The organism is Thermohalobaculum sp., assembly GCF_058622915.1.
The window spans coordinates 1-24,507 of the sequence record NZ_JBZSYN010000195.1 but is presented as its reverse complement, the minus strand read 5'-3'; the positions used below and the strand labels follow the sequence as shown (position 1 = coordinate 24,507).

The window sequence follows — 24,507 nt, the reverse complement described above, 5'->3', positions numbered from 1 at the left end:
ATCGTCGACGATGGCCTCCAGACGGAGGCGATCCTCGGGCGAAACCTCAATGGTGATGCCGGTGCGCATGCCACAGACTCGCATGCCACCGCCGGCAGGGGAATCCCCTCCGGGACTCTTCTGTCAGGTTCCATCCACTAGAGGCGGAAGATAGGGTGGACTTACCTTTTAGATCGAAGTCAAAATCAGTAATTACCTACGGGTAAATACACAATATTCTCAGGTTTATAGATTCTAAAAAATACTTTTCTCGATGTTTGACTTGTAACGCTGCAATATACTATAAGATATTATAGAAACGATTAGAAAGGAGACAATATGATTTTTTATAAAAATCAAAATTATTATCTTAAAATAAAGTAACACAGTAAAAGCGCTGCGGCGCTTTTACCATCTTACTCCGGAAGGCCTTCAAGGCGTCATACGTAGATATTGCGCTTAGTTTTTTGACGCGAGGCAGTGTTCCCTCGCCAAAGTGACAGGAATCACAACGCGAGCTCAACTGCGCAACGCAAGGACTGTGGATTAATCGGACACTCGATATTGACTGACAAAACGCTTTTGGGAGATTAGATGGATTTTGCGCAGCGCGGAGGCACAGGCAAGTGACTACATGGCTCTTCCAATGCAATCCTGACCATTTTGATATTGACGGGTTACTGGCGTCTAGCACGCGGGAGATATTGTATGCTGCCAACCAGAACCCTTCGCGAATGAAGCCCGGAGACATCGTCTACGTTTGGCGGTCACAGGGAAGGCGTAAGGCCGTTGCAGGTATTGTCGCTAAAGGACGACTTCTGGATACTCCGAGAACGCGTCCAGACACAGGACCGGGTCGAGCGTTTTGGGTGAATGCTTCCAAAGCTGATGAAAGACGGCCTCGTGTTGGCCTGCATATCGAGGACGTGGCCAACAAGAAGGAAATTGTTCAGCGAGCGTGGATGCTTGAGGATCCAGTCCTGAGCGATCTGACCATCCTGAAAATGGCTAATATGTCCAACTACATAATCGAAGGTGAGCATCGCAAGCGGATTGATGAACTCTGGGAAAACACCGGCAGTAGCTGGTCGCGGGCACAGAGCATCGCGGCACTCCGAGTATATCATCAAACCTACGGCGGTAGCCTGTCTCAGTTGCCAGGGTATCAGATCGCAGAAACCGCTGCCTTGATCGGGCGCGCAGTCAAGGGCGTCTACAACAAGGTATTGAATTTCAGACACATTGATCCTCGCGACGACCGTACCGGATTTTCAGGTGCCGGTGCGATCGATCGAGAAGTCTGGAAAGAATTCTTCAACTCAGAAACCAAGGAAATAGACGCAGACGCACTTGAACGGGAGTTTCGTCGGCTATGGAACGATTCAAAATCTGCGTCTGGGATTAGCCGTGAACGAAGAGAAAGCGAAAGGTCCGCACACGATTCAACAGGCCCGTCAGGCGCATACAGACCAGGACCCGTACCGCAACCTATGGACTACACTGTTTCGACCAACCATCACGAGGAATGGTTCGTATATATATTGGTCTTAGGCAACAAAAAGGCAGTAAAAGTTGGTATGTCGCATGACCCCAAAGCTCGACTAAAATAATACAATCACGCAATTATGCCAGAGCTTACCGGTTTAATCTGGAAATTGGACTTCACTCAAAAGGTCGCCGACGCAGAAGCAGTACAAAAAATTGAGCAAGAAGTTCTGCATCGTTTTGCCAGTCAGAGACTTCTAAGTAACGGAGAGATATTGCGAGATGTTGATGCAACAAGTGTTCGGCTGGCAATAATTAAGGCATTTGGGTCGTTCTGAAGATCATTGTCCGCCTTAGCATCACGCCAGTCATCCCCGCCTCGGGTCGAGGTTTAGGGAATGGCCAAGGTCCGACTTTCGCCAATCTTCTTTCCAAATTTTGAACTTCGCTACTGAACCGACGCTGAGTTTGGGTGCTTTGGATCGGCACATTTCTTCTCAGTGACACGGAGACTCACACCATCAGGTGGAAGCCTCCAGAAGATATTTTTCGGCGGATATCACTATACCCCCCGGGCTTGACCCGGGGCCTCCTTGACCGGGCCTGCTTGACCGACCCTCCCCGACCGGGCCCGGCGCGCCGTCCCGCCCTCCGCCCGGCCCCTTTCCATCGCGCGCCCCGGCGGCTAGGACTTGCCCGATCCGCCAGACCGCGCCCGGAGCCCGCATGACCGAGACCGCCGACCTCGCCGTCGAGATCCGCGACCACGTCGCCACGGTCGAGATCCGCCGCCCCCCGCACAACTTCTTCGACTTCGCGCTGGTCCGCCGGCTCGCCGAGGCCTACGAGGCGCTCGATGCCGATCCTTCCTGCCGCGCCATCGTGCTGTGCTCGCAAGGCCGCAACTTCTGCGCAGGGGCCAATTTCGGCGACGGCTCGGCGGTCCGGGCGGACGGCTCGGTCGCGGGCGCGCCCAACCGCACCGGCGTCGACCATCTCTATGTCGAGGCGATGCGCATGTTCCGCGCCGCCAAGCCCGTGGTCGCCGCGGTGCAGGGGGCGGCGATCGGCGGCGGGCTGGGCCTGGCGCTGTCTGCCGACTTCCGCGTCGGCAGCCCAGAGTCCCGCTTCGCGGCCAACTTCACCCGGCTGGGCTTCCACCCGGGCTTTGGCCTGACCGTGACGCTGCCGCGCGTCATCGGGCAGCAGAAGGCGGCGCTGATGTTCCTGACCAGCCGCCGCATCAAGGGCGAGGAGGCCCACGCCTGGGGGCTGATCGACCACCTCAGCACCACCGAGGTGCTGCGCGCCGACGCGCTGGCACTCGCCCGCGAGATCGCGCTCAACGCGCCGCTCGGCATCGCCGCCACGCGCGCCACGATCCGGGCCGGGCTGGCCGAGGCGGTGCGCGCCGCCACCGACCGCGAGCTCGCCGAGCAGACCCGGCTCAGGAAGACGCGCGACTTCCGCGAAGGCGTCGCGGCCTCGGCCGCCCGCCGCGAGCCCGATTTCGAGGGTCGCTGAGCGCGCCGTCGCGGCCCGCAAAACATGGTGAAGGAAGGCTTTCAACCAGGTGCGCCGCCGCGGCGGTCAACCTGGCGTCAACCGAAGTCGCCAAGCGGTAAAGAAGGCGGCGAAATTCATACAGGTCTTATATAAGACCTGTATGAGTTAACGGCGCCGGGCTCAGGTCCGTTAACCACGGACCTTCACGTATTGGAAACCTTGTCGCCGCCGGTGAAGGTGTCCGCGAAGCGCTCGCGCAGCGCCTTCTTCTGCACCTTGCCCATGGCGTTGCGGGGCAGGGCGTCGACCACGAAGACCCGCTTGGGCTGCTTGAACCGCGCCAGGCTGTCCCTCAGCCCCGCGACCACCGCCTCCTCGCGCACCTCGGCCCCCTTGGCCGGCACCACGGCGGCCACCACGCCCTCGCCGAAATCGGGGTGCGGCACGCCGATTACCGCTGATTCATCAACGCCTTCCAGTGCGTCGATGGCCTCCTCGACCTCCTTGGGATAGACGTTGAAGCCGCCCGAGATGATCAGGTCCTTGGCCCGGCCGACGATGGTCACATAGCCGTCCGCGTCGATCAGCCCCAGATCGCCGGTGACGAAGAACCCGTCGGCGCGGAACTCCTCCGCCGTCTTCTCGGGATTGCGCCAGTAGCCCTTGAAAACATTGGGCCCCTTGACCTCGATCATCCCCGTCTCGCCGCGCCCCAAAGCCTTGCCCGTGTCCGGGTCGGCGATCCTCAGCTCCACCCCGGGCAGCGGAAATCCCACGGTCCCGGCGCGCCGCTCCCCGTCATAGGGGTTCGAGGTGTTCATGTTGGTCTCGGTCATGCCGTAGCGCTCGAGGATGCGGTGCCCGGTCCGCGCCTCGAAGGCGTGGTGCGTCTCGGCCAGAAGCGGCGCACTGCCGGAGGTGAAAAGTCGCATGTGCTCAACCAGTTGCCGCGTGAACTTGGGATGGTCGAGAAGCCGCGTGTAGAAGGTCGGCACCCCCATCATCGAGGTCGCTCCGGGCAGCCAGCCGACCACCTCGTCGGCGTCGAAGCGGGGCAGGAAGATCATCGCGCCGGCCGCCGCCATTACCGTGTTCGACGAGGTGAACAGCCCGTGCGTGTGGAAGATCGGCAGCGCGTGCAGCAGCACGTCGTCGTTGTTAAAACGCCAGTAATCGCAGAGCGTTGCGGCGTTCGACCACAGGTTTTCGTGGGTCAGCATGGCGCCCTTGGAGCGCCCTGTGGTGCCCGAGGTATAAAGGATCGCGGCCAGGTCGTCGGGCGCCCGCGCCACGGTCTCGAACGCCTCCTCCTCGGCCAGCGCCAGCTCCAGGAGCGAGCCGGGCGCCGGTGCGCCCTTGCGATAGACCCCCATGGTCTCGAGCAGCGTCTCGGCCTGCATCGCCACCTTGCCCAGCGCATCGGCCTTGCCCGGGTCGCACACGAACACCGCCGGCTCGGCGTCGCTGAGGAAATAGCCGACCTCGGCCGGCGTATAGGCCGTGTTGAGCGGCAGGAACACGCCACCCGCGCGCTGCGTGCCGAGATAGAGCATCAGCGCCTCGATCGACTTGTCCACCTGCACCGCCACGCGGTCGCCCGGCTGCACGCCCAGCGCCACCAGCGCGTTGGCAAATCGCGCCGAGGCATGGTCGAGGTCGGCATAGGTGTAGAGCCGCCCGTCCGGCAGGATGGCGAACCGGCGGTCCGGCTCGGCCTTTAAGCGCGCGCTCAGGCGGGTATAGAGGTTGGCGTCGGTCATCTCTTCGCGGTCTTCCCTTGCTTGGTGTCCTCGCCGGCGATGATCTCGCGCAGCGTCGCCAGCTTGTTCGCCAGGTGCGCCTTCAGCAGGCGGCCCAGCCGCGCCCCGTCGCGCGCCTTGAGCGCGAGCAGAATCGCCTCATGCTCCTTCATGGCCCGATCCCAGCGCGGCGTCGAGATGTTGGCATGATAGCGCGCCCGCGCCACCCGGCCGCCCAGCATCCGGCGCATGCGGTCGAGCGTGGCGTTGCGCGCCGCCGCCGCCAGCGCCTCGTGGATCTGCTGGTTGAGCCGGAAATAGGCGGGCCGGTCGCCGTGCTTCCAGGCGGTGGCCATCTTCATGTGCAGCATGGAGATTTTCGCGATCTCGGCGTCGGTCGCCCGGGCGCAGGCCAGCTCGCCGGCCAGCGCCTCGAGCGCGCCGATCACCGGGAAGGCCTCCTCGATATCGGCGATGGTCAGCATTGAAACATGCGCGCCCCGGTGCGGCGTCAGCACCACCAGCCCCTCGCTCGCCAGCACCTTCAGCGCCTCGCGCAGCGGCGTGCGCGAGACGCCGTAGGCCGTGCACAGCTCCCTCTCCGAGATCTTCTCGCCGGCCACCAGCTCGCCCTCGACGATCTGGCGGCGCAGGCGCTCGACCAGCTCGTCGTGCAGCGAGCGGCGGGGGATGCGGGCCTCGCGGTTCATCGGGCCGCCTCAGCCGCCCGGACCGAGCGCGCCAGCAGCTCGGCCGCGTGAATCGCGCGGCGCCCGGTGCCGTCGCGGATCTGCTGGCGGCACGAGGTGCCGTCCGCGACCAGCGTCGCGTCCTGCGCCGCCCGCACCGCCGGCAGCAGGTCCAGCTCGCCGATGCGCATCGAGACCGCGTGCGTCTCGGCCTGATAGCCGAAAGCCCCGGCCATGCCGCAGCAGGTGCTCTCGACGGTCTCGAGCCGGATGTCCGGCACGCGCCCGAGCAACGCCTGCACCGGTGCCATGACGCCCAGCGCCTTCTGGTGGCAGTGCCCGTGCAGCAGCACCCGTTCTGGCAGCGGGCCGAGGGCGAGGCGGGCGCGCCCCCCGCCGAGCGCCGCCTCCAGGTATTCCTCGAGGAGCATGATGCGGCGCCCCAGCGCCTCATCCCAGCCCGGCACCAGCCGGGGCGCCTCGTCGCGGAACGTGAGCACACAGGCGGGTTCGAGCCCGACGATGCTGGCGCCCGCGTCAAGAGCGGGCCGCAGTGCATTGACCGAGCGCGTCATTTCCGCCTTCGCCTGGTCGACCAGCCCGGCCGCGAGATAGGTGCGCCCACAGCACAGCGGCCGGCCCGAGGGGGCAGCGGCGTGCCCCGCCTTCAGCCCCGCGGCCCCCAGGACGTAGAGTGCCGCATCGAGCGCCCCGGGCTCGAAATACCGGTTGAAGGTGTCGGCAAACAGCAGCACCTCGGCGCCCTCGACCGGCGCGGGGGCGCGCCAGGGCCGGCGCCAGCGGGGCAGGGGCCGCGCGGCGGCGAGGCCGAGCATCCTCTCGGTGGCCCAAGGCCCGCCGGGCAGCCGGGCGCGCAGGTTCATCAGCCAGGGCGCCCGCGCTGCCCAGGGGGCGTAGCGGGGCAGGTGGGCGAGCAGCCGGTCGCGGAGCCCGACGCCGCGCGTTTTCGCCTGCGCGGCAAGGACTTCCGCCTTCATCTTGGCCATGTCGACCGACATCGGGCATTCGCGCCGGCAGGCCTTGCACGACAGGCACAGGCGCATGGTCTCGGCCATCGCGTCCGAGCCCAACGCGTCGGGGCCCAGCTGCCCGGTGAGCGCGAGGCGCAGCGTGTTGGCGCGCCCGCGGGTGAGGTCCCGCTCGTTCAGCGTCGCCCGGTAGCTTGGGCACATGACGCCGCGCTTGAGCTTGCGGCAGGCGCCGTTGTTGTTGCACATCTCCACCGCGCCGGCGAGCCCGCCGGGCCAATCCGACCAGTCGAAGACGGTCTCGATCGGCGCGTAGGCATAACCCGGCGGGTAGCGAAACAGGCGGCGGTCGTCCATGCGCGGCGCGCGCACGATGCGCCCCGGGTTGAGCAGGCCCGCGGGGTCGAACAGGTCCTTGACCTCCGCGAAGGCGCGCGCCAGGCGGGGGCCGAACATGCGCTCGTGGAACTCCGAGCGCACGATGCCGTCGCCGTGCTCTCCCGAATGCGAGCCCTTGTATTCGGCCACGATGTCAAAGGCTTCCTCGGCGATGGCGCGAAGCTGCCGGGCGCCGAGCTCGGAGCGCAGGTTGAGCACGGGCCGCACGTGCAGGAGCCCGACCGAGGCATGCGCGTACCAGGTGCCGTCGGTGCCGTGGCGGTGGAAGACGGCCGTGAGCCGGTCGGTGAAGTCGGCGAGCTCGTCGAGCGGCACCGCGCAGTCCTCGACGAAGGAGACGGGCTTGGCCTCGCCCTTCATCGACATCATGATGTTGAGCCCCTGGGTGCGCACGTCCCAGATGCGTGCCTGCTCCGCCGGGTCGATGGCCTCGACCACGCCGCCCGGGCGCTTGCCCGGGTCGCCCCAGCAAAAGCCGAGCCCGGCCATCAGCTCGCCCAGGTCGGTGAGGCGGCGGCGGTTCTCGCCGGCGTCCGGCTCGGCGAATTCCACCAGCAGCAGGGCGTCGGGGTCGCCGCGCACGAAGGAGTCGACCACCCCGCGAAACAGCGGGATCTCGCGCCCCAGCGCGATCATGTTGCGGTCGACCAGCTCGACCGCGACGGGGCCCAGCGCCACGATGTGCCGGGCGGCCTGCATGGCATCGCGGAAGCTTGGGAAGTGGCAGATGCCCAGCGCCTTCTCGCGCAGGGTCGGCGCGAGCGCGATCTCGATGCGCTCGGAGACGGCCAGAGTGCCCTCCGAGCCGACCAGGATGTCGTGGAGCCTGAGCGCGTTGCGCTCGGGCGTGAGCGCGTCGAGGTTGTAGCCGCCGACCCGGCGCAGGACCTTGGGGAAGCGGGCGGCGATCTCGTCGGCCTCGCGCTCGGCCAGCGCCACCAGCGGCCCGAGCAGCGCGTCGTCCTCGGGCAGCTCGGCGCGCGGCCGCTCGGCGAAACGGCGCCGCGTGCCGTCGGCCAGAAGCGCCTCGATCGCCAGCGTGTTGTCGCGCATCAGCCCGTAGCGCAGCGAGCGCGAGCCCGCCGAGTTGTTCGCCGCCATGCCGCCCAGCGTGGCGCGCGAGGCGGTGGAGATGTCCACCGGGAACCACAGCCCGTGCGGGCGGAGCTGCCGGTTCAGCTCGTCGAGCACGATGCCCGGCTCGACCACGGCGCGGGCGTTCTCGACATCCAGCGAGACCAGCCCGTTCAGGTGCTTGGAGAAGTCCAGCACGATGCCGCTGTTGACCGTCTGCCCCGCCTGAGAGGTGCCGCCCCCGCGCGCGGTGACAGGCACCCCCGATTCGCGCGCGACGGCCAGCACCGCCTCGACATCCGCGAAGCTGCGCGGCACCACCACGACAGCCGGCACCACCTGGTAGATCGAGGCGTCGGTGGCGTAGCGGCCGCGGTCGAAGGGGCGGTCCAGCACCTCGCCGGCCACCGCGCGCCGCAGCTGCTCCGTCAAGCCGGTGTTCATGTTTTCGTGGTACACGGGCGATGCCCCGGCGTTTACACTTGCATTTTGAATTCAAATTTCGATACCGGTTGCGAGGGTCTGGCGCAAGGGCGCCACAGCCCTGCCCGAGGAGAGAGCCATGCGCCGTTCCGGCCGCCACTTCCTGCAGATCCCCGGCCCGACCAACGTACCCGACCGCATCCTGCGCGCGATGGACAACCCGACCATGGACCACCGCGGCCCCGACTTCGCCGAGCTCGGCCAGATCGCGCTTCAGGGCATGAAGCGGATCGTTAGGACCGAGAAGGGCCACGTGGTGATCTACCCGGCCTCGGGCACGGGGGCCTGGGAGGCGGCGCTGGTCAACACGCTCTCGCCCGGCGACCGGGTGCTGATGTTCGAGACCGGGCATTTCGCCTGGCTCTGGGCGCGGCTGGCGCGGCGACTGGGGCTCGAGCCGGAGGTGATCGACAGCGACTGGCGCCGCGGTGCCAACCCGGAGGCCATCGCCGGGGCGCTCCGCGCCGACACGGGCCACGCCATCAAGGCCGTGTGCGTGGTGCAGAACGAGACCTCGACGGGCTGCGCCACGCGGGTGCCCGAGATCCGCGCCGCAATCGACGCGGCGCGGCACCCGGCGCTCTTGATGGTGGACACGATCTCCTCGCTTGCCTCGATCGACATGCGCATGGAGGAATGGGGCGTGGACGTGATCGTTGCCGGCAGCCAGAAGGGGCTGATGCTGCCGCCCGGCATGTCCTTCAACGCCATCGGCCCCAAGGCGCTTGAGGCGCACGAGAGCGCCGGCCTGCCGCGCTCCTACTGGGATTGGACCGAGATGCTGGGGCCCAATGCCAAGGGCTTCTTCCCCTACACCCCGGCGACCAACCTGCTCTACGGGCTGGTCGAGGCCATCGCCATGCTCGAGGAGGAGGGGCTGGAGAACGTGTTCCGGCGCCACGACCGGCACGCCGAGGCGACGCGCCGCGCGGTGCAGGCCTGGGGGCTCGAGGTGCTCTGCGCCGATCCGCGCCATTATTCTAGCTCGCTGACGGCGGTGCTGATGCCCGAGGGGCAGTCTGCCGACGCTCTCCGTGCCAAGGTGCTGGCGGCCTTCGACATGTCGCTCGGCTCGGGGCTGGGGCGCTTGGCCGATCGTGTGTTCCGCATCGGGCATCTGGGCGACTTCAACGATCTGATGCTGATGGGCACGCTGTCGGGCGTCGAGATGGGCCTGAAGCTTGCCGACGTGCCGCACCAGAGCGGCGGCGTGGACGCGGCGATGCGGTATCTGGAGCAGACGGCGCCCGGCGCCGCGTGAGAGGAAATGGACGACGAGCTTCTCTACGAGACGGCGGACGGCACCGGCTGGGTCACCTTCAACCGCCCCGCGAGCCGCAACGCCCTGACCTTCGCCATGTACGAGGGGCTGGCCGAGATCTGCGAGCGGGCCGAGCCGGGCGGGCCGGTCCGCGCCCTCGTGATCTGCGGCGCTGGCGGGCGCGCCTTCGCCGCCGGGACCGACATGGCGCAGTTCCGCGGCTTCAGCACCGCCGAGGATGCCTGGGGCTACGAGGCCAAGATGGAGGCCGTGCTCGAGCGCATCGAGCGCTGCCAGGTCCCCACCATCGCCGCCATCACGGGGGCCTGCACCGGGGGCGGCGCGGCCATCGCCGCGTGCTGTGACCTGCGCATCACCGACCGGCGCCTGCGCTTCGGCTTTCCCATCGCGCGGACCCTGGGCAACTGCCTTTCGGTCGCTTCGCTGTCGCGGCTGGTGGCGATCCTGGGCGATGCGCGGGTGCGCGAGATCATCTTCACGGCGCGGCTGATCGAGGCCGAGGAGGCCAAGGCCGCCGGGCTCGTCTGCGAGGTGGTCGAGGACGCCGATGCGGTGATGACGCGCGCCGGGGAGCTGGCGCGCCTGCTGGCGTCCCATTCCCCGCTGACCCTGCGCGCCACCAAGGAGGCGCTGCGCCGCCTGCGCGCCGAGGGCGAGGGCGCCGGCGACCGCGACCTGATCGAGCTGACCTACATGAGCGAGGATTTCCGCGAAGGCATGGAGGCCTTCCTCGCCAAGCGCACGCCGCAGTGGAAGGGACGCTGAGATGCCCGGCCCGCTTGCCGGCATGAAGGTGATCGAGCTGGCCCACGTCATGGCCGGGCCGGTGGCCGGGCTGATGCTGGCCGACATGGGCGCCGACGTCATCAAGGTGGAGAAGCCCGCGGGCGACGACGTGCGCCGCTCGGTGCCGCCCGAGATCAATGGCGAGTCGGCCTCCTTCATGATGGTCAACCGCAACAAGCGCGGCATCGTGCTCAACCTCAAGGACCCCCGTGGCGTCGAGGTGCTCAAGCGTATGCTGGCCAGCGCGGATGTGGTGATCGAGAACTACCGGCGCGGCACCATGGAGCGGCTGGGGCTGGGCTACGACGAGTTGCGGCGCCTCAATCCCGGCCTGATCTATGGCGAGATCTCGGGCTTCGGGCGCACCGGGCCCTATGCCGACCGCGGCGGCTTCGACCTGATCGCGCAGGGCATGTCGGGCCTGATGTCGATCACCGGCGAGGGGCCGGGCCGGCCTCCGGTGAAGGTGGGGCCGCCGGTCTCGGACATCACCGCCGGGATCTTGCTGGCGATGGGAATATCGGCAGCCTATGCGCGGCGGCGAGAGACCGGCGAGGGGCAGAAGGTCGACACCTCGCTGTTCGAGGCGGCGATCACCCACACCTACTGGCAGTCGGCGATCGCCTTCGCCACGGGAGTCTCGCCGGGGCCGATGGGCTCGGCGCACCCGCTGAACGCGCCCTACCAGGCATTCGAGACGGCTGACGGCTGGATCACTGTCGGCGCCGCGAACCAGGGAAACTGGGAGCGGCTGGTCGGCCTGATCGGCGCGCCCGAGCTCAAGGACGATCCGCGTTTCGTCACCAACGACCGCCGCATGGCCAACCTGGCCGAACTCGAGGCGGCGCTGAACGCAATCTTTCGCCAGCGGCCCACCGGGCAGTGGCTGGCGCTCCTGGAGGAGGGCGGCTTTCCGGCGGGGCCGGTGCTCTCGATCGGCGAGATGCACGCCGATCCTCAGGCGCGGGCGCGCGAGATGGTGATTGCGGTCGAGCACCCCGTGGCGGGGCGCATGGAAACACTGGGGCTGCCGGTGAAGTTCTCGGCCACACCCGGCGGCGTGCGGGGGCCGGCGCCGAGGCTGGGCCAGCACACGCGTGAGGTGCTGGCCGAGCACGGTCTGGGCGAGGCCGAGATCGAGCGGCTGATCGAGGCGGGTGCCGTTGCGCAGGCTAACTGAGCTCTCGTGACCGCCGCCTTTTGATTGACCGAACCACCGGGCAACAGTAACTTTAAATAATAACCTTGTGCGATCTGCACCGATTGTGGATCTGGCGAACAAAACCCAACATTTCCTAGTACTCGATCAGGTGGGGACAATTGGCTGAACGGCTCCAGATGGAACAGGTTTCACGCCCGGCTGTGTTCATGCGCGGCGGCACCTCCAAGGGATTGTTTTTCCGTGCCGAGGATCTGCCGTCCGAGCGAGAGGCGCGCGACCGCTTCCTGCTCGGCGCGATCGGCAGCCCGGACCCCAACGCGCGCCAGCTGGATGGCATGGGCGGGGGGATTTCGTCGCTGTCGAAGGCGATGATGGTGACGCGCTCGGTCCGCGAAGGTGTCGACGTGGACTATGATTTCGGCCAGGTCTCGGTCGATCGGGCGTTGGTCGATTATGGCTCCAACTGCGGCAATCTCTCCTCGGCGGTCGGCGTGTTCGCGGTGGAATCCGGTCTGGTACGGGTGCCCGACGGGCCGGCGGTGGTGCGCATGTTCAACCTCAATACGTCCAAGCGCGTCGACTGCAGCTTCGAGGTCAAGGGCGGTCATGTGCGCGTTCTGGGCGACGCGGCCATCGCCGGGGTCTCCGGGACCGGGGCGCCGATCCGTCTGGACTTCCACGACCCCGGCGGGGCCACGACCGGCCGGTTGCTGCCGACCGGCGCGCCTCAAGACATGCTGAGCCTGCCGGATGGTACGACCATTGCGGCCTCGATCGTTGATGCGTCGAACCTTTGCGTCTTCGTGCGGGCCGCCGATCTCGGGCTCAGCGGGACCGAGCTGCCGAGCCAGCTGCGCGAGCGGATTCCGCTGATGGCGCGGATGGAGGACATTCGAGCGGCCGCGGCGGTAGCGGCCGGGCTTGCCGCGTCGCCAAGGGAGGCCAGCCGGCGCGCGCAGGCGGCGCCCAAGATCGCAATGGTTGCGGCCGCGGCAGACGCGCCGACGCTGTCGGGTCAGCGCCTGCGCCGGGAGGAGTGCAGCATCCAGGTGCGCATGCTGTCGATGGGCGCGCCGCATCTGGCGATCCCGCTGACCGGAGCGATGTGCGCTGCAGTGGCGGCGCGGGTGCCCGGAACCCTGGCGCACGAATGTGCCGACCGGGTGCCGCAGGGCGAGGCGCTTAATGTCGGCCACGGGTCGGGGGTCCTGCCGGTGTGGGCCGAGGTGGCACAGTCTGCGGACGGGCCTGTCGCCCGGCGCGCCAGCGTGGTCCGCACCGCCCGCGTCCTGATGGAGGGCCGGGTGTTCGCGCCCGCCTGGGAGTAGATTCCGCGAGGCCTGTCGCCCGGCGCGAGTGACGGCTCGACGCCATTGCGCCGGTTTTGCCGGCGCGCTAGGCATCGTGCTGGGGCGCGCTTGGCGGCGTTTCCCGAGGGGACCATCGAGCAGGACCAAAGATGACCAGCACGCCCCACTACGAGATCCATGCCATCAAATATGCCGAGTCTGAGCGCCGCGCGCGCGAGAACTTCCTGCTACCCGATGCGCATGACGGGCCGATGCCGCTCGACTATTTCGTCTGGCTGATCCGTGGCGCGGGCCGGACGGTTCTGGTCGACACCGGCTTTACCGAGGCGCGGGCACGGGCGCGCAAGCGCAACTTCCTGCGCTGTCCCTCCGAGGGGCTGGCGGCGCTGGGCGTGAAGGCCGAGGACGTGGAGACGGTGATCATCACGCACCTGCACTACGACCATGCTGGCAACCTCGACCTGTTTCCGAAGGCAGAGTTCGTCATCCAGGACGAGGAGGTGCGCTTCGCCACCGGCCGCTACATGCGCTACCGCGCGCCGCGCGCGCCCTTCGAGGCCGACGACGTGACCACGCTGATCCGCGCCAACTATGCCGGCCGGGTGCGCTTCGTCGACGGCGACGACGAGCTTTGTCCGGGCATCAACATGCACTTTATCGGCGGGCACAGCCGCGGGCTGCAGTCGGTCTCGGTCGAGACGCGGCGCGGGCTGGTGGTGCTGGCCTCGGACGCGGTGCATTTCTATGCCAACCTGACCAAGGGCAATCCGTTCCCGATCATTGCCGACGTGCCCGACTACTGCGAGGGTCACGAGCGGCTGTTCCGGCTCGCGGGCGGCAGCCTCGACCGGCTGATCCCGGGGCACGACCCGCGGGTGACCGCGCTCTACCCGCAGCATCCGCGGGACGCGATGATCGTAAACCTGACGACGGAGCCCAAAGAGCACGTCAGATGAACCTGTCCACCGGCCTCGCCCAGATCGCACGGCGGGTTCCTCAGAGCCCGGCGGTGATCTGGGAGGGCGGTACGCTGGGCTACGGCGCCTTCGAGGATCAGGTCGCGCGCATTGCCGGGGCGCTGCGCGACCGCCACGGGCTGAGGCCCGGGGCCCATGTCGGCATGGCGATGGAGAACGTGCCCGAGTTCCTGCCGGTGCTCTACGGCATCTGGCGCGCCGGCATGGCGGCGGTGCCGATCAACGCCAAGCTGCACCCGCGCGAGATCGCCTGGATCCTGGAGAATGCGGGCGCGCCCTTGTGCATCGCGACGCCAAAGGTCGCCGAGGGACTTGGCAGCAAGAGCGGCATTCCGCCCGTCGTGGCGACCGGCAGCGCCGACTTCGCGGCACTGCTGGCGGGCGACCGGGTGGATAGCGTCGACAGCCGCCCCGACGATGCCGCCTGGATCTTCTACACCTCCGGCACCACCGGCCGGCCCAAGGGCGCGGTGCTGACGCACCGCAACCTCGCCGCCATGTCGCTGATCTACCTGGCCGACGTGGACCGGGTGGGCGCGGGCGACGTGCGCCTGCACGCGGCGCCGATGAGCCATGGCTCGGGGCTCTACGCGCTGCCTTTCGTCATGCACGGGGCGGCGAACCTGGTGCATCCGGCCTTCGACCCGCAGCGGGTGTTCGAGGTACTGGCCCAACACGAACGCGTCTCGTTCTTCGCCGCGCCGACCATGGTGATGCGGCTGGTGAACCATCCCGCGGCGGGGGAGGCCAACCTGCGCGGGCTGAAGACCCTGTGCTATGGCGGGGCGCCGATGTATCTGGCCGACCTGAAGCGGGCGCTGGAGCTGTTCGGGCCGAACCTCTACCAGCTCTACGGGCAGGGCGAGTGCCCGATGACGATCACCCACGTGACCAAGGCGATGCACGCCGACCCGGCCCTGCCCAGGCGCGACGAGGTGCTGGCGAGCGTGGGATTTCCCCGCTCGGCCACCGAGGTTGCCGTGCTCGACGACGGCGGGCGGGGGCTGCCGCCGGGCCAGCCGGGCGAGATCGCGGTGCGCAGCGACTGCGTCATGGCGGGCTATCTGGGTAACCCTCAGGCCACTACCGCCGCGATCCGCGACGGCTGGCTCAGGACCGGCGATGTCGGCGTCATCGACCCGATGGGCTTCGTCGCACTCAAGGACCGCTCGAAAGACCTGATCATCTCAGGCGGCTCCAACATCTACCCGCGCGAGGTCGAGGAGGTGCTGCTGACGGCCAAAGGCGTCGCCGAGGTTGCCGTCGTCGGCCGCCCGCACCCCGACTGGGGCGAGGAGGTGGTGGCCTTCGTCGTGCCGCGCCCCGGCGTGGTGCCGGACGCGGCTGTGCTGGAGCGCCACTGCCTGGACCACATGGCCCGCTTCAAGCGGCCGAAGGTCTGGCGGGTCGTCGAGGAGCTGCCGAAGAACAACTACGGCAAGGTCTTGAAGACGGCGCTGCGCGAGGCACTGGCCAGGGAGGACGAGGCATGAGCGTCGACCTGCTGCCGCCCGCCTTCCCCCTGGGCGCAATGACGGTGCGCCGCGTCATGGAGATGCAGATCCCCTTCCGCCTGCCCGGCGAGATGTTCCCGGGTGCCGACCCCGAGGAAATCGCGGCGCTTGCCCCCCAGTTCACGCCCTGGGCGATCGAGGCGGCCAGCGGCAAGGCACTGCTGGCGATCCAGTCCTATCTGGTGCGCACCAACCGGCACACCATCCTGATCGACACCTGCATCGGCTGCGACAAGACCAACGCCCGCATCCCCGCCTGGGCGGGGCGCACGGACCGGCGCTGGCTCAAGCGGCTGGCCGAGGCGGGCGTGGCGCCCGAGGCAGTGGACTACGTCTTGTGCACGCATCTCCACGCCGACCACTCGGGCTGGAACACGCGGCTGGTCGATGGCCGCTGGGTGCCGACCTTCCCCAACGCCCGCTACATCCTGGCCCGCGCGGAGGTCGGGCACGCCGAGCGGGCCGGGCTGCCGCAATACGCGGAGAACGCGCTGCCGGTGATCCAGGCGGGGCAGGCCGAGCTGGTGGACGGCGATTTCGCGCTCGACGACGAGATCGGGCTCGAGCCGATCCCGGGGCACACGCCGGGGCACGTGGCGGTGCATCTCGACTCGCGCGGGGTCCACGGGGTGATGTGGGGCGACCTGCTGCACTCGCCAATGCAGTGCCTCAGGCCCGACTGGTGGTTCATGGTCGACAGCGACCCCGAGCAGAGCATTGCCTCGCGCAGACGGGTGCTGGGGGCCTGCGCCGAGCACGGGCACCTGGTCCTGCCGGCGCATTTCCCAGCGCCCTCGGTGGGCCGGGTGGCGGCTCTGGGGGACGCCTTCCGCTTCCGCTACGAAGTGCCGGAAGGGTAGGCTGGCGCGGTGTCCACATGTGGACGCATAGTCAAGCAATTGATTTCATTAAAAACGCGGTTTGGACGGTCGGTATGGTTAATGCTTCGGGCGGGATGAATCCCGCTCGACAGTGGCGAGCGCGAGGAAAGCGGCGGTCATGCCTCGGCCACCTTCACCAGCGTCTTGCCGAAATTGCCGCCCTTCAGCATGGCGAGGAAGGCTGCCGGGGCGTTCTCGATGCCTTCCGTGATGTGCTCGTGGTATTTCAGCCGGCCCTCGCGCACATGGCCGCCGACCTCCGTGATGAAATCGCGGAAGCGGTCGGCATGGTCGGTGACGATGAAGCCGCGCACGGCGAGCCGGTTCACCAGGATCGTGCTCCACACGCGGTGCAGCAGGTTCGGCCCCGGCGCCTCGCCCAGCCCCAGCCCGCCCAGGTCGTACCAGGCGATCATGCCGCACACGGGGATGCGGCCGAACGGGTTCATCAGCGGGATCACCGCCTCGAGCGTCTTGCCGCCCACGTTCTCGAAGTAGATGTCGACGCCGTCGGGGCAGGCGGCGGTGAGCTGCTTGCGCAGCGCCGCCGCATCCACTGCCGCGTGGTGGTCGAGGCAGGCGTCGAAGCCGAGCGCCTCGACGGCGAAGCGGCACTTGTCCGGCCCGCCGGCCACGCCCACCGCGCGCAGGCCGCCGATCTTCGCGAGCTGGCCCACCACCGAGCCGACGGCGCCGGTTGCCGCGCCCACCACCAGCGTCTCGCCCGCCCTCGGCCGGCCGTGCTCGTTGAGCCCGGCATAGGCGGTCAGCCCCGGCATGCCGAGGACGCCCAGCGCGGTGGAAAGCGGCGCGGTCGCGGGGTCGAGCTTGCGCACCGCCTTGCCGTCGCTGACGGCGTGGGTGCACCAGCCGAAGCGGTGGGTGACGTAGTCACCGGCCGCGAATTTCGGGTTGCGCGAGGCGACCACCTGGGCGACGCAGCCCGCTTCCATGGTGCCGCCGATGGGCACGGGCTGGGCGTAGGATTTCCCCTCGTCCATCCGCCCGCGCATGTAGGGATCGAGCGATAGCCAGATGACACGGACGAGGATCTCGCCCTCGCCGGGCTCAGGCACCGGGGCTTCCTCGAGGCGGAAGTTCTGGGGCGTCGGGTGGCCTTCGGGCCGCTTCGCCAGCACGGCGCGTTTCATGGTTGGGGGCATCCGGGGCCTCCTCTGGGCTGATGGGCTCCACCCGAGGATGTGCGCGCGAAAACCGGTTTCTCAAGGCGAATCCCGGCTGCTACAAGGGAATCGGGGACCCGCCGAGGGAGGCGCGCGTGGACTATCTCGAACAGCTGTTCGGCCTGAGCGGCAAGACTGCCGTGGTCACGGGGGCGGCCACCGGCATCGGGCGCATGGCCGCCGAGGCGCTGGTGCGCGCCGGCGCGCGGGTTCTGATCGCCTCACGCAAGGGCGATGCCTGCGCCGCGGTAGCCCGGGAGCTGAACGCCATCGGCCCCGGGGCCGCCGAGGGCTTCGCCGGCGATGTCGGCACCGAGGCGGGGGTCGCGGCGCTGAGCGCCGAGATCCGCGCGCGCACCGACCGCCTGCACATCCTGGTCAACAACGCCGGCAAGAGCTGGGGCGCGGCCTATGCCGAGTTCCCCTTCCACGCCTGGAACACGGTGATGTCGATCAACTGTGCCGGGCTGTTCACGCTCACGCGCGACATGACCCCGCTGCTGGAAGCCGCGGCGACGCGCGACGAACCGGCGCGGATTGTCAATATCGGCTCGGTCGCGGGCGAGGTGCCGGTGGGGGACCTGGTCTATTCCTACGCCGCATCCAAGGCCGCGGTGCACCACTTGACGCGCATCCTGGCCAAGGAGCTGGCGGGTCGGCAGATCACGGTGAACGCGCTGGCGCCGGGGCCGTTCCTGAGCCGCATGACCCGGCACTTCACCGGCGACGAGGCGAAGCGCGCGCAGGTGGCGGCCGACGTGCCGATGGGCCGGATCGGGCGCGCCGACGACATCGCCGGCTGCGTGCTGTTTTTGTGCGGCCGCGGCGGCGCCTTCACCACCGGCGGGATCGTCCCCGTCAGCGGCGGCATCAACGTGGACCACGGGCACGAGCTTTTCGGCGGCGTGCGCTGAGACGGGAGAGAGCCATGAACCTTGGCATGAGCGAGCGCGTGAAGCCGCTGGTCGAGCGGGTGCGTGCCATGATCGCGGACGAGATCGCGCCGGCCGATGCCGAGTTCCATGCAGAGATCGGCAAGGCCGGCGACCGGTTCGCCCTGACGCAGCGGCAGATCGAGATCCTCGACGGGCTGAAGGCGAAGGCGCGCGAGCGCGGGCTGTGGAACTTCTGGCTGACCAACACCGACCGCGGCCCGGGGCTGTGCAACGTGGAATACGCCTATCTGGCCGAGGAGATGGGCAAGGTCGGCATCGCGGCCGAGGTGTTCAACTGCGCCGCACCCGACACCGGCAACATGGAGGTGTTCCACCATTTCGGCACGCCTGAGCACAAGGAGCGCTGGCTCAAGCCGCTGCTGGCGGGCGAGATCCGCTCGGCCTTCCTGATGACCGAGCCGGGGGTGGCCTCGTCGGATGCCGCCAACATCTCGCTCGAGGCCCGGCGCGAGGGCGACCACTGGGTGCTCAATGGCGAGAAGTGGTGGTCGAGCGGCGCCGGCGATCCGCGCTGCAAGGTCTACATCGTGATGGCGAAGTCGACCCCCGACGGCGACCGCCACCACCAGCACAGCCAGTTCGTAGTGCCGGCCGACGCGCCCGGCGCCCAGGTGCTGCGCGCCATGACCGTGTTCGGCCACGACGACGCGCCGCATGGCCACATGCATGTGCGGCTGAGCGACGTGAAGGTGCCCGACAAGGATCTGCTGCTGGGCGAGGGACGGGGCTTTGAGGTCAGCCAGGCGCGGCTCGGGCCCGGGCGCATCCACCACTGCATGCGCTCGATCGGCCAGGCCGAGCAGGCGCTCGAGATCATGTGTCGCCGGGCGCTCGCGCGCACCGCCTTCGGCCAGCCGCTGGCCAGGCTGGGCGGAAACTACGACATCATCGCCGATGCCCGCATGGCGATCGAGCAGGCGCGGCTGTTGTGCCTCAAGGCCGCCTGGGTGATGGACACCGAGGGCGTGCGCGCCGCCCAGCCCTGGATCTCGATGATTAAGGTCGAGGCGCCCAGGATTGCGCTCAGGATCGTCGACGACGCCATCCAGTTGCACGGCGCCGCCGGGATCAGCCAGGACACGCCGTTGGCCGAGATGTGGACCAAGCTGCGCACCATGCGGCTGGTCGACGGTCCCGACGCGGTGCACCGCCGCCAGGTGGCGCGGCGCGAGCTGCGCCAGTACGGCAACCAGCCGGTCTGAGGGCAGGGCGGTGCCCGGTGACGCGCTTGCCCTGGATGTCGCCGCGGTCGAGCGGTATCTCACCGTGCATCTGCCGGGCTTTCGCGGGCCGCTGACAGCGAGCAAGTTCGGCGTTGGCCAGTCGAACCCGACCTACCTGCTCGACAGCCCCTCGGGCCGGCTAGTGCTCAGGCGCAAGCCGCCCGGGCAGCTGCTCAAATCCGCCCATGCCGTGGACCGCGAGTTCCGCGTGCAACGGGCGCTGCGCGGCACCGACGTGCCGGTGCCGCCCATGCACCTGCTGTGCGAGGACGAGGGCGTGATCGGCTCGATGTTCTACGTCATGGGCTATGCGCCGGGGCGCAGCTTCAACGAGCCGACGCTGCCCGATCTCTCGCCCGGCGAGCGCTGCGCGGTGTTCGACGAGATGAACCGGGTGCTGGCGGCGCTGCACAGCGTCGATTACGAGGCCGTGGGCCTGGCCGACTTCGGCAAGCCCGGCAGCTATTTCGCGCGCCAGATCGGGCGCTGGACCAAGCAGTACCGGGCCTCGGAGACCGGGGCGATCCCGGACATGGACGCGCTGATCGACTGGCTGGAGGCGAACCAGCCCAAGGACGACGGGCGGGTCAGCCTGGTGCATGGCGACTATCGCCTCGACAACATGATCTTCGCCGCCGACGCCCCGCGCATCGTGGCGGTGCTGGACTGGGAGCTGTCGACGCTGGGACACCCGTTCTCGGACCTCGCCTACCAGTGCATGCAGTGGCGCATGCCGCCGGGCGAGGACACGCGCGGGCTGGGCGGGATCGAGCGCAGGGCGCTGGGCATCCCCAGCGAGGAGGAGTATGTGGCGGCCTATTGCCGGCGCATGGGGCTTTCAGGCATCCCGGGCTTTGCCTTCTGCCTCGCCTTCAGCTTCTTCCGCATGGCGGCGATCATCCAGGGCGTGAAGAAGCGGGGGCTCGACGGCAACGCCTCGAACCCCGAGCGCGCGGCGCGCATGGGGCGCTTTGTGCCGGTCTATGCCAGGATGGGACTCGAGGCCGCGGCGGGGCGCTGAGGCGGCGCCGCCGAGTGCGGCAGATCGCAACCCGCCACCGCGCGCCCCTGAGCGAAGACGTGCGGCCCCGTGTCAGGTCGCCGCATGGAAGATCGGGCTTGGCCCATTGTCTCCTCCGCCGACGGCACCACCATCGCAGGGACGGTAAGCCGGGCGTCGCGGCCCACAACGGCCGAGCCCCGGCGACGAGGCGGAGGATTTCATGGATATCGAAGGCAAGACCATCGTCGTGACCGGTGCGGCCCGCGGCTTGGGCCGCAAAATGGCCGAGCTGATCGCCGGGCAGGGCGCAAATCTCGCGTTGGTGGATGTCGATGAGGACGAGCTAGGGCAGACCAGGCGGCTGTGTTCCGAAGCCGGCGGCGAGGCCCGGGACTACCTCGCCGACGTGACCGACGAAGCGAGCGTCGAGCAGGTCTTCAACAGCATCGACAAGGACTTCGGCAGCGTCGACGGCGTCATCAACAATGCCGGCGTGACCAGCGATGCCCTGCTTGTGAAGGCGCGCGACGGCAAGGTGGAGAAGAAGATGTCCCTCGACGACTTCCACAAGGTCATCGCGGTGGACCTCAGGGGCGTCTTCCTGTGCGGACGCGAGGCCGCCGTGCACATGATCGAAGGCGGCCACGGCGGAGTGATCGTCAACATCTCCAGCATTTCCCGCGCCGGCAACTTCGGGCAGACCAACTACGCGGCTGCGAAGGCAGGCGTCGCTGCCATGACCGTGACCTGGGCCAAGGAGCTCGCACGCCATCAGATCCGGGTTGCCGGCATTGCGCCGGGGTTCTCCGACACGCGCATGGTCGCGAAGATCCCCTCGAAGATGCGCGACAAGATCGTCTCCAAGATTCCGGCGGGGCGCTTCGGCACACCCGAGGAGATCGCGCGCACCGCGCTGTTCATCCTGACCAACGACTACTGCAATGGTCGGATCCTGGAGATCGACGGTGGCCTGCGCTTGTGACCGCCGGCGACCGGGAGACGCCTGACCCCGATGGGGCCGGCTGCGGGCGTTCTCGAAGCGCGGTCGGCCGGGCCGGTGATGCCCGGCAGGGTGTTCAGACGTCCAGCTCGACCCAGACCGGCACGTGGTCGGAGGGCTTCTCGCGGTCGCGCAGGTCCTTGTCGATGCCGGCGGCAACCAGGCGGTCGGCGGCCTGCGGCGTGAGCAGCGCGTGGTCGATGCGGATGCCATCGTTGCGGGCCCACGCGCCGCGCTGGTAGTCCCAGAAGGTGTAGACGCCGCCGGCCTGGGTGGTCTCGCGGATGGCGTCGGCGAATCCGAGCCACAGGATGCGGCGGAAGGCGGAACGCGTCTCGGGCAAGAACAGGGCGTCGTCCGTCCACTTGTCGGGGTTCTCGGCGTCGCGCGGCTCGGGGATGACGTTCCAGTCCCCGGCCATCAGGGCGATCTGCTCGGAGCCGAGCAGGGCGCGGGCGCGCGCCTCTAGCCGCGCCATCCAGGCGAGCTTGTAGTCGAACTTCGGACCCGGCGCCGGGTTGCCGTTGGGCAGGTAGAGGCAGCACAGCCGCACGGCGTCGCGCTCGCCCATGACGGTGCCCTCGAGCCAGCGCGCCTGCTCGTCCGCGTCGTCGCCGGGCAGGCCGCGCGCGAGGTCCTCGATCGGGCGCTTCGACAGGATGGCGACGCCGTTGAAGCTCTTCTGCCCGTGGGTCTCGATGTTGTAGCCCAGCTCCTCGATCTCGGCGCGGGGAAACGCCTCGTCGACCGACTTGATCTCCTGCAAGAGCGCCACGTCGGGCTTGGCCTCGCCAAGCCAGTCGACGAGCGCGGCGAGGCGCGCCTTGACGCCGTTGATGTTGAAGCTGGCGATCTTCATCGGCTCTACTGCGCCAGGGCGATGGCGGCGATCTCCCAACTGCCGGACTGGCCGTCCGAGCTTTGCCAGGTGGATTTCACGGCCCAGTGGAGCTTAGGCGCATACCACTGCGTGCGCGTCCCGTGCCAGCGGTTTTCGCCGGCGCCCCTGACCTCCTCCTTGACCACAAAGGCGTCGAAGGGGCCGAACTCGGTCTGGACGGTCTGCGACCGGGCGACCGTGACGATGTGGACCCGGACGGCGCCGTCGCCGGCGCGGCGGCTCTGGAAGGTCACCGACTTGCCGACCTCGAGCGGCCACAGCGAGGTGTAGCGGGCCATCTCGACCGTCCCGTGCAGCGGGTCCGCGCAGCCATAGCAGAACGGATAGCGCGTGACCCGCTGGCCGTCCTCGAGCAGCGTCACGGTGTGGCCCTGCACGGCGAGGACGCGGGTCTTCTCGAGCGAGCCGTCCGCGCGGTGCCCCACGATGATGGTGCCCGGCTTCGGGGGGTCGAAGGCGGCCGGCGCCAGCCGGGCCGTGGGGCCGGCCGAGGGGCTCGGGGCCGTGCCGGGTGCAGGCGGCGTGGTCGCCGTCTGGCAGCCGGCCGCGATGGCCAGCACGGCCGCCAGCGCGGCTGGAGGAACTTTCATGCGCCTGCTCCCTGGGGACCGGTCGGCGGATTGGACAGGCGTCGCGGGCGGGCTGTCAAGGCCGCCGCGGGCGCCTCGATCGCGGCGCCGGCACGGTCGGGCGGGATCACGGGTCCGTCTCCTCGATGCAGGCGAGGAAGACGGCGCCGAAGCGTTCGGCCTTCAGCGGGCCGACGCCGGGGATGCGCTCGAGCGCGGCGTGGTCGGGCGGACGGGCCTCGGCGATCTTGGCCAGGGTTGTGCTGGTGCATACCAGGTAGCGGTCGGTCCCGGTCTCGCCCCGGATCAGCCCGGCCTGGGCGTCGACCAGCGCGTCGAATAGCCGGCCCGCCGGGTCGCCGGCCAGCTTGCGCCGGGCCGGGTGGGGCAATTCGACCGGTCCGGCGGCGACGACTTCGAGGAAATCGCGGCCGAAGCGCTCGAGCTTCCTCGCGCCGATACCGTGGCACTGGCTGAGCGCATCGAGGGTCTGGGGCTTCTTCGCGGCGATGTCGATCAGGGTGGCGTCGTGAAAGATCACGTAGGCCGGGACACCGCGGGCCCTGGCCAGTTCGCTGCGCCTGGCCTTCAGGGCGGCGAAGAGCTCGTCGTCCTCGGGCGCGAGGCCGGGGGCCAGGCGGGCGGCCTTGCGGGCCTTGCCGTTCGGCTTCAGGGCTTCCTGGCGCAGCATGACGCTTTCGGTGCCCCTGAGCACGTCGCGGCCGGTTTGCGTGACCTGCCAGCCGCCCATCTCGCCCACGGACGCGTAGCCCAGCGCGTAGAGCTGGCGGAAGATGCCGCGCCAGCGGCCCTTCTCGATCTCGGCGCCGACGCCGAAGGTGGGCAGCCGGTCATGGCCGAGTTGGCGGATGCGCGCGCCGTCCTCGCCGCGCAGCACCGCGATCAGGTGCTCGACGCCGAAGCGCTCGCCGGTGCGCAGCATGGCCGAGAGCGCCTTCTGCACCGCCTCGGTGCCGTCGAACAGCGCGGGAGGGTCGCGGCACAGGTCGCAGTTGCCGCACGGCTGCGCGCGCGTCTCGCCGAAATAGGCGAGCAGCGTCTGGCGGCGGCAGTGGGGGGCCTCGGCCAGCGCCAGGAGCGCATTCAGGCGCTGGTGGTCGGCGCGCTTGCGCTCGCGGGGCGCGTCGGACTGGTCGATCTGCAGGCGCCTGAGCTTGATGTCGTCGATGCCGTAAAGCGTGAGCGTGTCGGCCGGCGCCCCGTCGCGCCCCGCGCGGCCGACCTCCTGGTAGTAGGCCTCGACCGATTTCGGCAGGTCGGCATGGACCACGAAGCGCACGTCGGGCTTGTCCACGCCCATGCCGAAGGCGACAGTGGCCACCATCACCAGCCCGTCCTCGCTGGTGAAGCGGTCCTGGCGCGTGGACCGGGTCTCGCCGTCGAGGCCGGCGTGGT

20 protein-coding genes are annotated in these 24,507 nt (G+C 68.6%); 13 read left to right on the top strand and 7 right to left on the bottom strand.

Annotation, left to right across the window (positions count from 1 at the left end; genetic code table 11):
* The first annotated feature begins 605 nt into the window (after nucleotides 1-605).
* Nucleotides 606-1,589, top strand: a complete 984-nt coding sequence (locus AC32QD_RS15355; RefSeq protein WP_492011382.1) for an EVE domain-containing protein — start codon at nucleotides 606-608, stop codon at nucleotides 1,587-1,589.
* A 601-nt stretch (nucleotides 1,590-2,190) separates the two neighbouring features.
* The gene (locus tag AC32QD_RS15350) at nucleotides 2,191-2,988 is read left to right on the top strand and encodes an enoyl-CoA hydratase/isomerase family protein (RefSeq protein WP_492011381.1); all 798 of its coding nucleotides are present in this window, start codon (nucleotides 2,191-2,193) and stop codon (nucleotides 2,986-2,988) included.
* Between the two features lie 185 nt (nucleotides 2,989-3,173).
* Here the strand turns inward: AC32QD_RS15350 and AC32QD_RS15345 are convergent, their stop codons facing one another.
* The 3 genes from AC32QD_RS15345 to AC32QD_RS15335 are packed head-to-tail and all read right to left on the bottom strand — an operon-like array spanning nucleotide 3,174 to nucleotide 8,292.
* On the bottom strand, nucleotides 3,174-4,730 hold the full coding sequence (locus AC32QD_RS15345; protein WP_492011380.1) for a malonate--CoA ligase: 1,557 nt from the start codon (nucleotides 4,728-4,730) through the stop codon (nucleotides 3,174-3,176).
* Entirely contained in the window at nucleotides 4,727-5,419 is a 693-nt protein-coding gene (locus tag AC32QD_RS15340; RefSeq protein WP_492011379.1) for a GntR family transcriptional regulator, read from the bottom strand. The genes AC32QD_RS15345 and AC32QD_RS15340 overlap by 4 nt, the downstream gene beginning before the upstream one ends.
* Nucleotides 5,416-8,292 carry an FAD-binding and (Fe-S)-binding domain-containing protein gene (locus AC32QD_RS15335; protein WP_492011378.1) on the bottom strand — a complete coding sequence of 959 codons (2,877 nt, stop codon included), beginning with the start codon at nucleotides 8,290-8,292 and terminating at the stop codon, nucleotides 5,416-5,418. The genes AC32QD_RS15340 and AC32QD_RS15335 overlap by 4 nt, the downstream gene beginning before the upstream one ends.
* A 130-nt stretch (nucleotides 8,293-8,422) precedes the next feature.
* Between AC32QD_RS15335 and AC32QD_RS15330 the strand changes: the two genes are divergently transcribed.
* From AC32QD_RS15330 to AC32QD_RS15300, 7 genes are all read left to right on the top strand, one after another.
* Nucleotides 8,423-9,604, top strand: a complete 1,182-nt coding sequence (locus AC32QD_RS15330) for a pyridoxal-phosphate-dependent aminotransferase family protein (RefSeq protein WP_492011377.1) — start codon at nucleotides 8,423-8,425, stop codon at nucleotides 9,602-9,604.
* A gap of 6 nt (nucleotides 9,605-9,610) precedes the next feature.
* Entirely contained in the window at nucleotides 9,611-10,390 is a 780-nt protein-coding gene (locus AC32QD_RS15325) for an enoyl-CoA hydratase/isomerase family protein (RefSeq protein WP_492011376.1), read from the top strand.
* A gap of 1 nt (nucleotide 10,391) precedes the next feature.
* Nucleotides 10,392-11,591, top strand: coding sequence for a CaiB/BaiF CoA transferase family protein (locus AC32QD_RS15320; protein ID WP_492011375.1), 1,200 nt, complete (start codon nucleotides 10,392-10,394; stop codon nucleotides 11,589-11,591).
* A gap of 158 nt (nucleotides 11,592-11,749) precedes the next feature.
* Nucleotides 11,750-12,901: a 2-methylaconitate cis-trans isomerase PrpF family protein gene (locus AC32QD_RS15315; protein WP_492011374.1), complete on the top strand. Its 1,152-nt coding sequence runs from the start codon at nucleotides 11,750-11,752 to the stop codon at nucleotides 12,899-12,901.
* A gap of 131 nt (nucleotides 12,902-13,032) precedes the next feature.
* Nucleotides 13,033-13,839 (top strand): N-acyl homoserine lactonase family protein, encoded by an 807-nt coding sequence (locus tag AC32QD_RS15310; protein ID WP_492011373.1) that lies wholly within the window; start codon nucleotides 13,033-13,035, stop codon nucleotides 13,837-13,839.
* On the top strand, nucleotides 13,836-15,353 hold the full coding sequence (locus tag AC32QD_RS15305; protein WP_492011372.1) for an AMP-binding protein: 1,518 nt from the start codon (nucleotides 13,836-13,838) through the stop codon (nucleotides 15,351-15,353). Before AC32QD_RS15310 ends, AC32QD_RS15305 begins: the two co-directional genes overlap by 4 nt.
* Nucleotides 15,350-16,234, top strand: coding sequence for an MBL fold metallo-hydrolase (locus AC32QD_RS15300; RefSeq protein WP_492011371.1), 885 nt, complete (start codon nucleotides 15,350-15,352; stop codon nucleotides 16,232-16,234). Before AC32QD_RS15305 ends, AC32QD_RS15300 begins: the two co-directional genes overlap by 4 nt.
* A 137-nt stretch (nucleotides 16,235-16,371) precedes the next feature.
* On the opposite strand, the gene curA is transcribed toward AC32QD_RS15300, so the two are convergent.
* Nucleotides 16,372-17,418, bottom strand: coding sequence for an NADPH-dependent curcumin/dihydrocurcumin reductase (gene curA / locus AC32QD_RS15295; protein ID WP_492011370.1), 1,047 nt, complete (start codon nucleotides 17,416-17,418; stop codon nucleotides 16,372-16,374).
* A 116-nt stretch (nucleotides 17,419-17,534) separates the two neighbouring features.
* Between curA and AC32QD_RS15290 the strand changes: the two genes are divergently transcribed.
* The 4 genes from AC32QD_RS15290 to AC32QD_RS15275 all read left to right on the top strand — a co-directional run bounded on the left by AC32QD_RS15290 (nucleotide 17,535) and on the right by AC32QD_RS15275 (nucleotide 21,603).
* The gene (locus AC32QD_RS15290; protein ID WP_492011369.1) at nucleotides 17,535-18,353 is read left to right on the top strand and encodes an SDR family oxidoreductase; all 819 of its coding nucleotides are present in this window, start codon (nucleotides 17,535-17,537) and stop codon (nucleotides 18,351-18,353) included.
* A gap of 14 nt (nucleotides 18,354-18,367) precedes the next feature.
* The gene (locus AC32QD_RS15285; protein ID WP_492011368.1) at nucleotides 18,368-19,597 is read left to right on the top strand and encodes an acyl-CoA dehydrogenase family protein; all 1,230 of its coding nucleotides are present in this window, start codon (nucleotides 18,368-18,370) and stop codon (nucleotides 19,595-19,597) included.
* Between the two features lie 10 nt (nucleotides 19,598-19,607).
* The gene (locus tag AC32QD_RS15280) at nucleotides 19,608-20,639 is read left to right on the top strand and encodes a phosphotransferase family protein (RefSeq protein ID WP_492011367.1); all 1,032 of its coding nucleotides are present in this window, start codon (nucleotides 19,608-19,610) and stop codon (nucleotides 20,637-20,639) included.
* A gap of 202 nt (nucleotides 20,640-20,841) precedes the next feature.
* Nucleotides 20,842-21,603 carry an SDR family oxidoreductase gene (locus tag AC32QD_RS15275; RefSeq protein ID WP_492011366.1) on the top strand — a complete coding sequence of 254 codons (762 nt, stop codon included), beginning with the start codon at nucleotides 20,842-20,844 and terminating at the stop codon, nucleotides 21,601-21,603.
* A gap of 94 nt (nucleotides 21,604-21,697) precedes the next feature.
* Here AC32QD_RS15275 and xth read toward each other — a convergent pair whose 3' ends face one another.
* The 3 genes from xth to AC32QD_RS15260 all read right to left on the bottom strand — a co-directional run.
* Nucleotides 21,698-22,480 carry an exodeoxyribonuclease III gene (gene xth, locus AC32QD_RS15270; protein ID WP_492011365.1) on the bottom strand — a complete coding sequence of 261 codons (783 nt, stop codon included), beginning with the start codon at nucleotides 22,478-22,480 and terminating at the stop codon, nucleotides 21,698-21,700.
* A gap of 5 nt (nucleotides 22,481-22,485) precedes the next feature.
* Entirely contained in the window at nucleotides 22,486-23,112 is a 627-nt protein-coding gene (locus AC32QD_RS15265) for a DUF3108 domain-containing protein (RefSeq protein ID WP_492011364.1), read from the bottom strand.
* A gap of 106 nt (nucleotides 23,113-23,218) precedes the next feature.
* On the bottom strand, nucleotides 23,219-24,507 hold a 1,289-nt coding region (locus tag AC32QD_RS15260; RefSeq protein ID WP_492011363.1), incomplete at its 5' end, for an HRDC domain-containing protein.

What these genes read in the sequence shown, in the direction of transcription:
- AC32QD_RS15350 (WP_492011381.1), top strand. Translation starts at nt 2,191, where the DNA reads ATGACCGAGACCGCCGACCTCGCCGTCGAGATCCGCGACCACGTCGCC.
- AC32QD_RS15345 (WP_492011380.1), bottom strand. Translation starts at nt 4,730, where the DNA reads ATGACCGACGCCAACCTCTATACCCGCCTGAGCGCGCGCTTAAAGGCC.
- AC32QD_RS15340 (WP_492011379.1), bottom strand. Translation starts at nt 5,419, where the DNA reads ATGAACCGCGAGGCCCGCATCCCCCGCCGCTCGCTGCACGACGAGCTG.
- AC32QD_RS15330 (WP_492011377.1), top strand. Translation starts at nt 8,423, where the DNA reads ATGCGCCGTTCCGGCCGCCACTTCCTGCAGATCCCCGGCCCGACCAAC.
- AC32QD_RS15325 (WP_492011376.1), top strand. Translation starts at nt 9,611, where the DNA reads ATGGACGACGAGCTTCTCTACGAGACGGCGGACGGCACCGGCTGGGTC.
- AC32QD_RS15320 (WP_492011375.1), top strand. Translation starts at nt 10,392, where the DNA reads ATGCCCGGCCCGCTTGCCGGCATGAAGGTGATCGAGCTGGCCCACGTC.
- AC32QD_RS15315 (WP_492011374.1), top strand. Translation starts at nt 11,750, where the DNA reads ATGGAACAGGTTTCACGCCCGGCTGTGTTCATGCGCGGCGGCACCTCC.
- AC32QD_RS15310 (WP_492011373.1), top strand. Translation starts at nt 13,033, where the DNA reads ATGACCAGCACGCCCCACTACGAGATCCATGCCATCAAATATGCCGAG.
- AC32QD_RS15305 (WP_492011372.1), top strand. Translation starts at nt 13,836, where the DNA reads ATGAACCTGTCCACCGGCCTCGCCCAGATCGCACGGCGGGTTCCTCAG.
- AC32QD_RS15300 (WP_492011371.1), top strand. Translation starts at nt 15,350, where the DNA reads ATGAGCGTCGACCTGCTGCCGCCCGCCTTCCCCCTGGGCGCAATGACG.
- curA (WP_492011370.1), bottom strand. Translation starts at nt 17,418, where the DNA reads ATGCCCCCAACCATGAAACGCGCCGTGCTGGCGAAGCGGCCCGAAGGC.
- AC32QD_RS15285 (WP_492011368.1), top strand. Translation starts at nt 18,368, where the DNA reads ATGAACCTTGGCATGAGCGAGCGCGTGAAGCCGCTGGTCGAGCGGGTG.
- AC32QD_RS15275 (WP_492011366.1), top strand. Translation starts at nt 20,842, where the DNA reads ATGGATATCGAAGGCAAGACCATCGTCGTGACCGGTGCGGCCCGCGGC.
- xth (WP_492011365.1), bottom strand. Translation starts at nt 22,480, where the DNA reads ATGAAGATCGCCAGCTTCAACATCAACGGCGTCAAGGCGCGCCTCGCC.
- AC32QD_RS15265 (WP_492011364.1), bottom strand. Translation starts at nt 23,112, where the DNA reads ATGAAAGTTCCTCCAGCCGCGCTGGCGGCCGTGCTGGCCATCGCGGCC.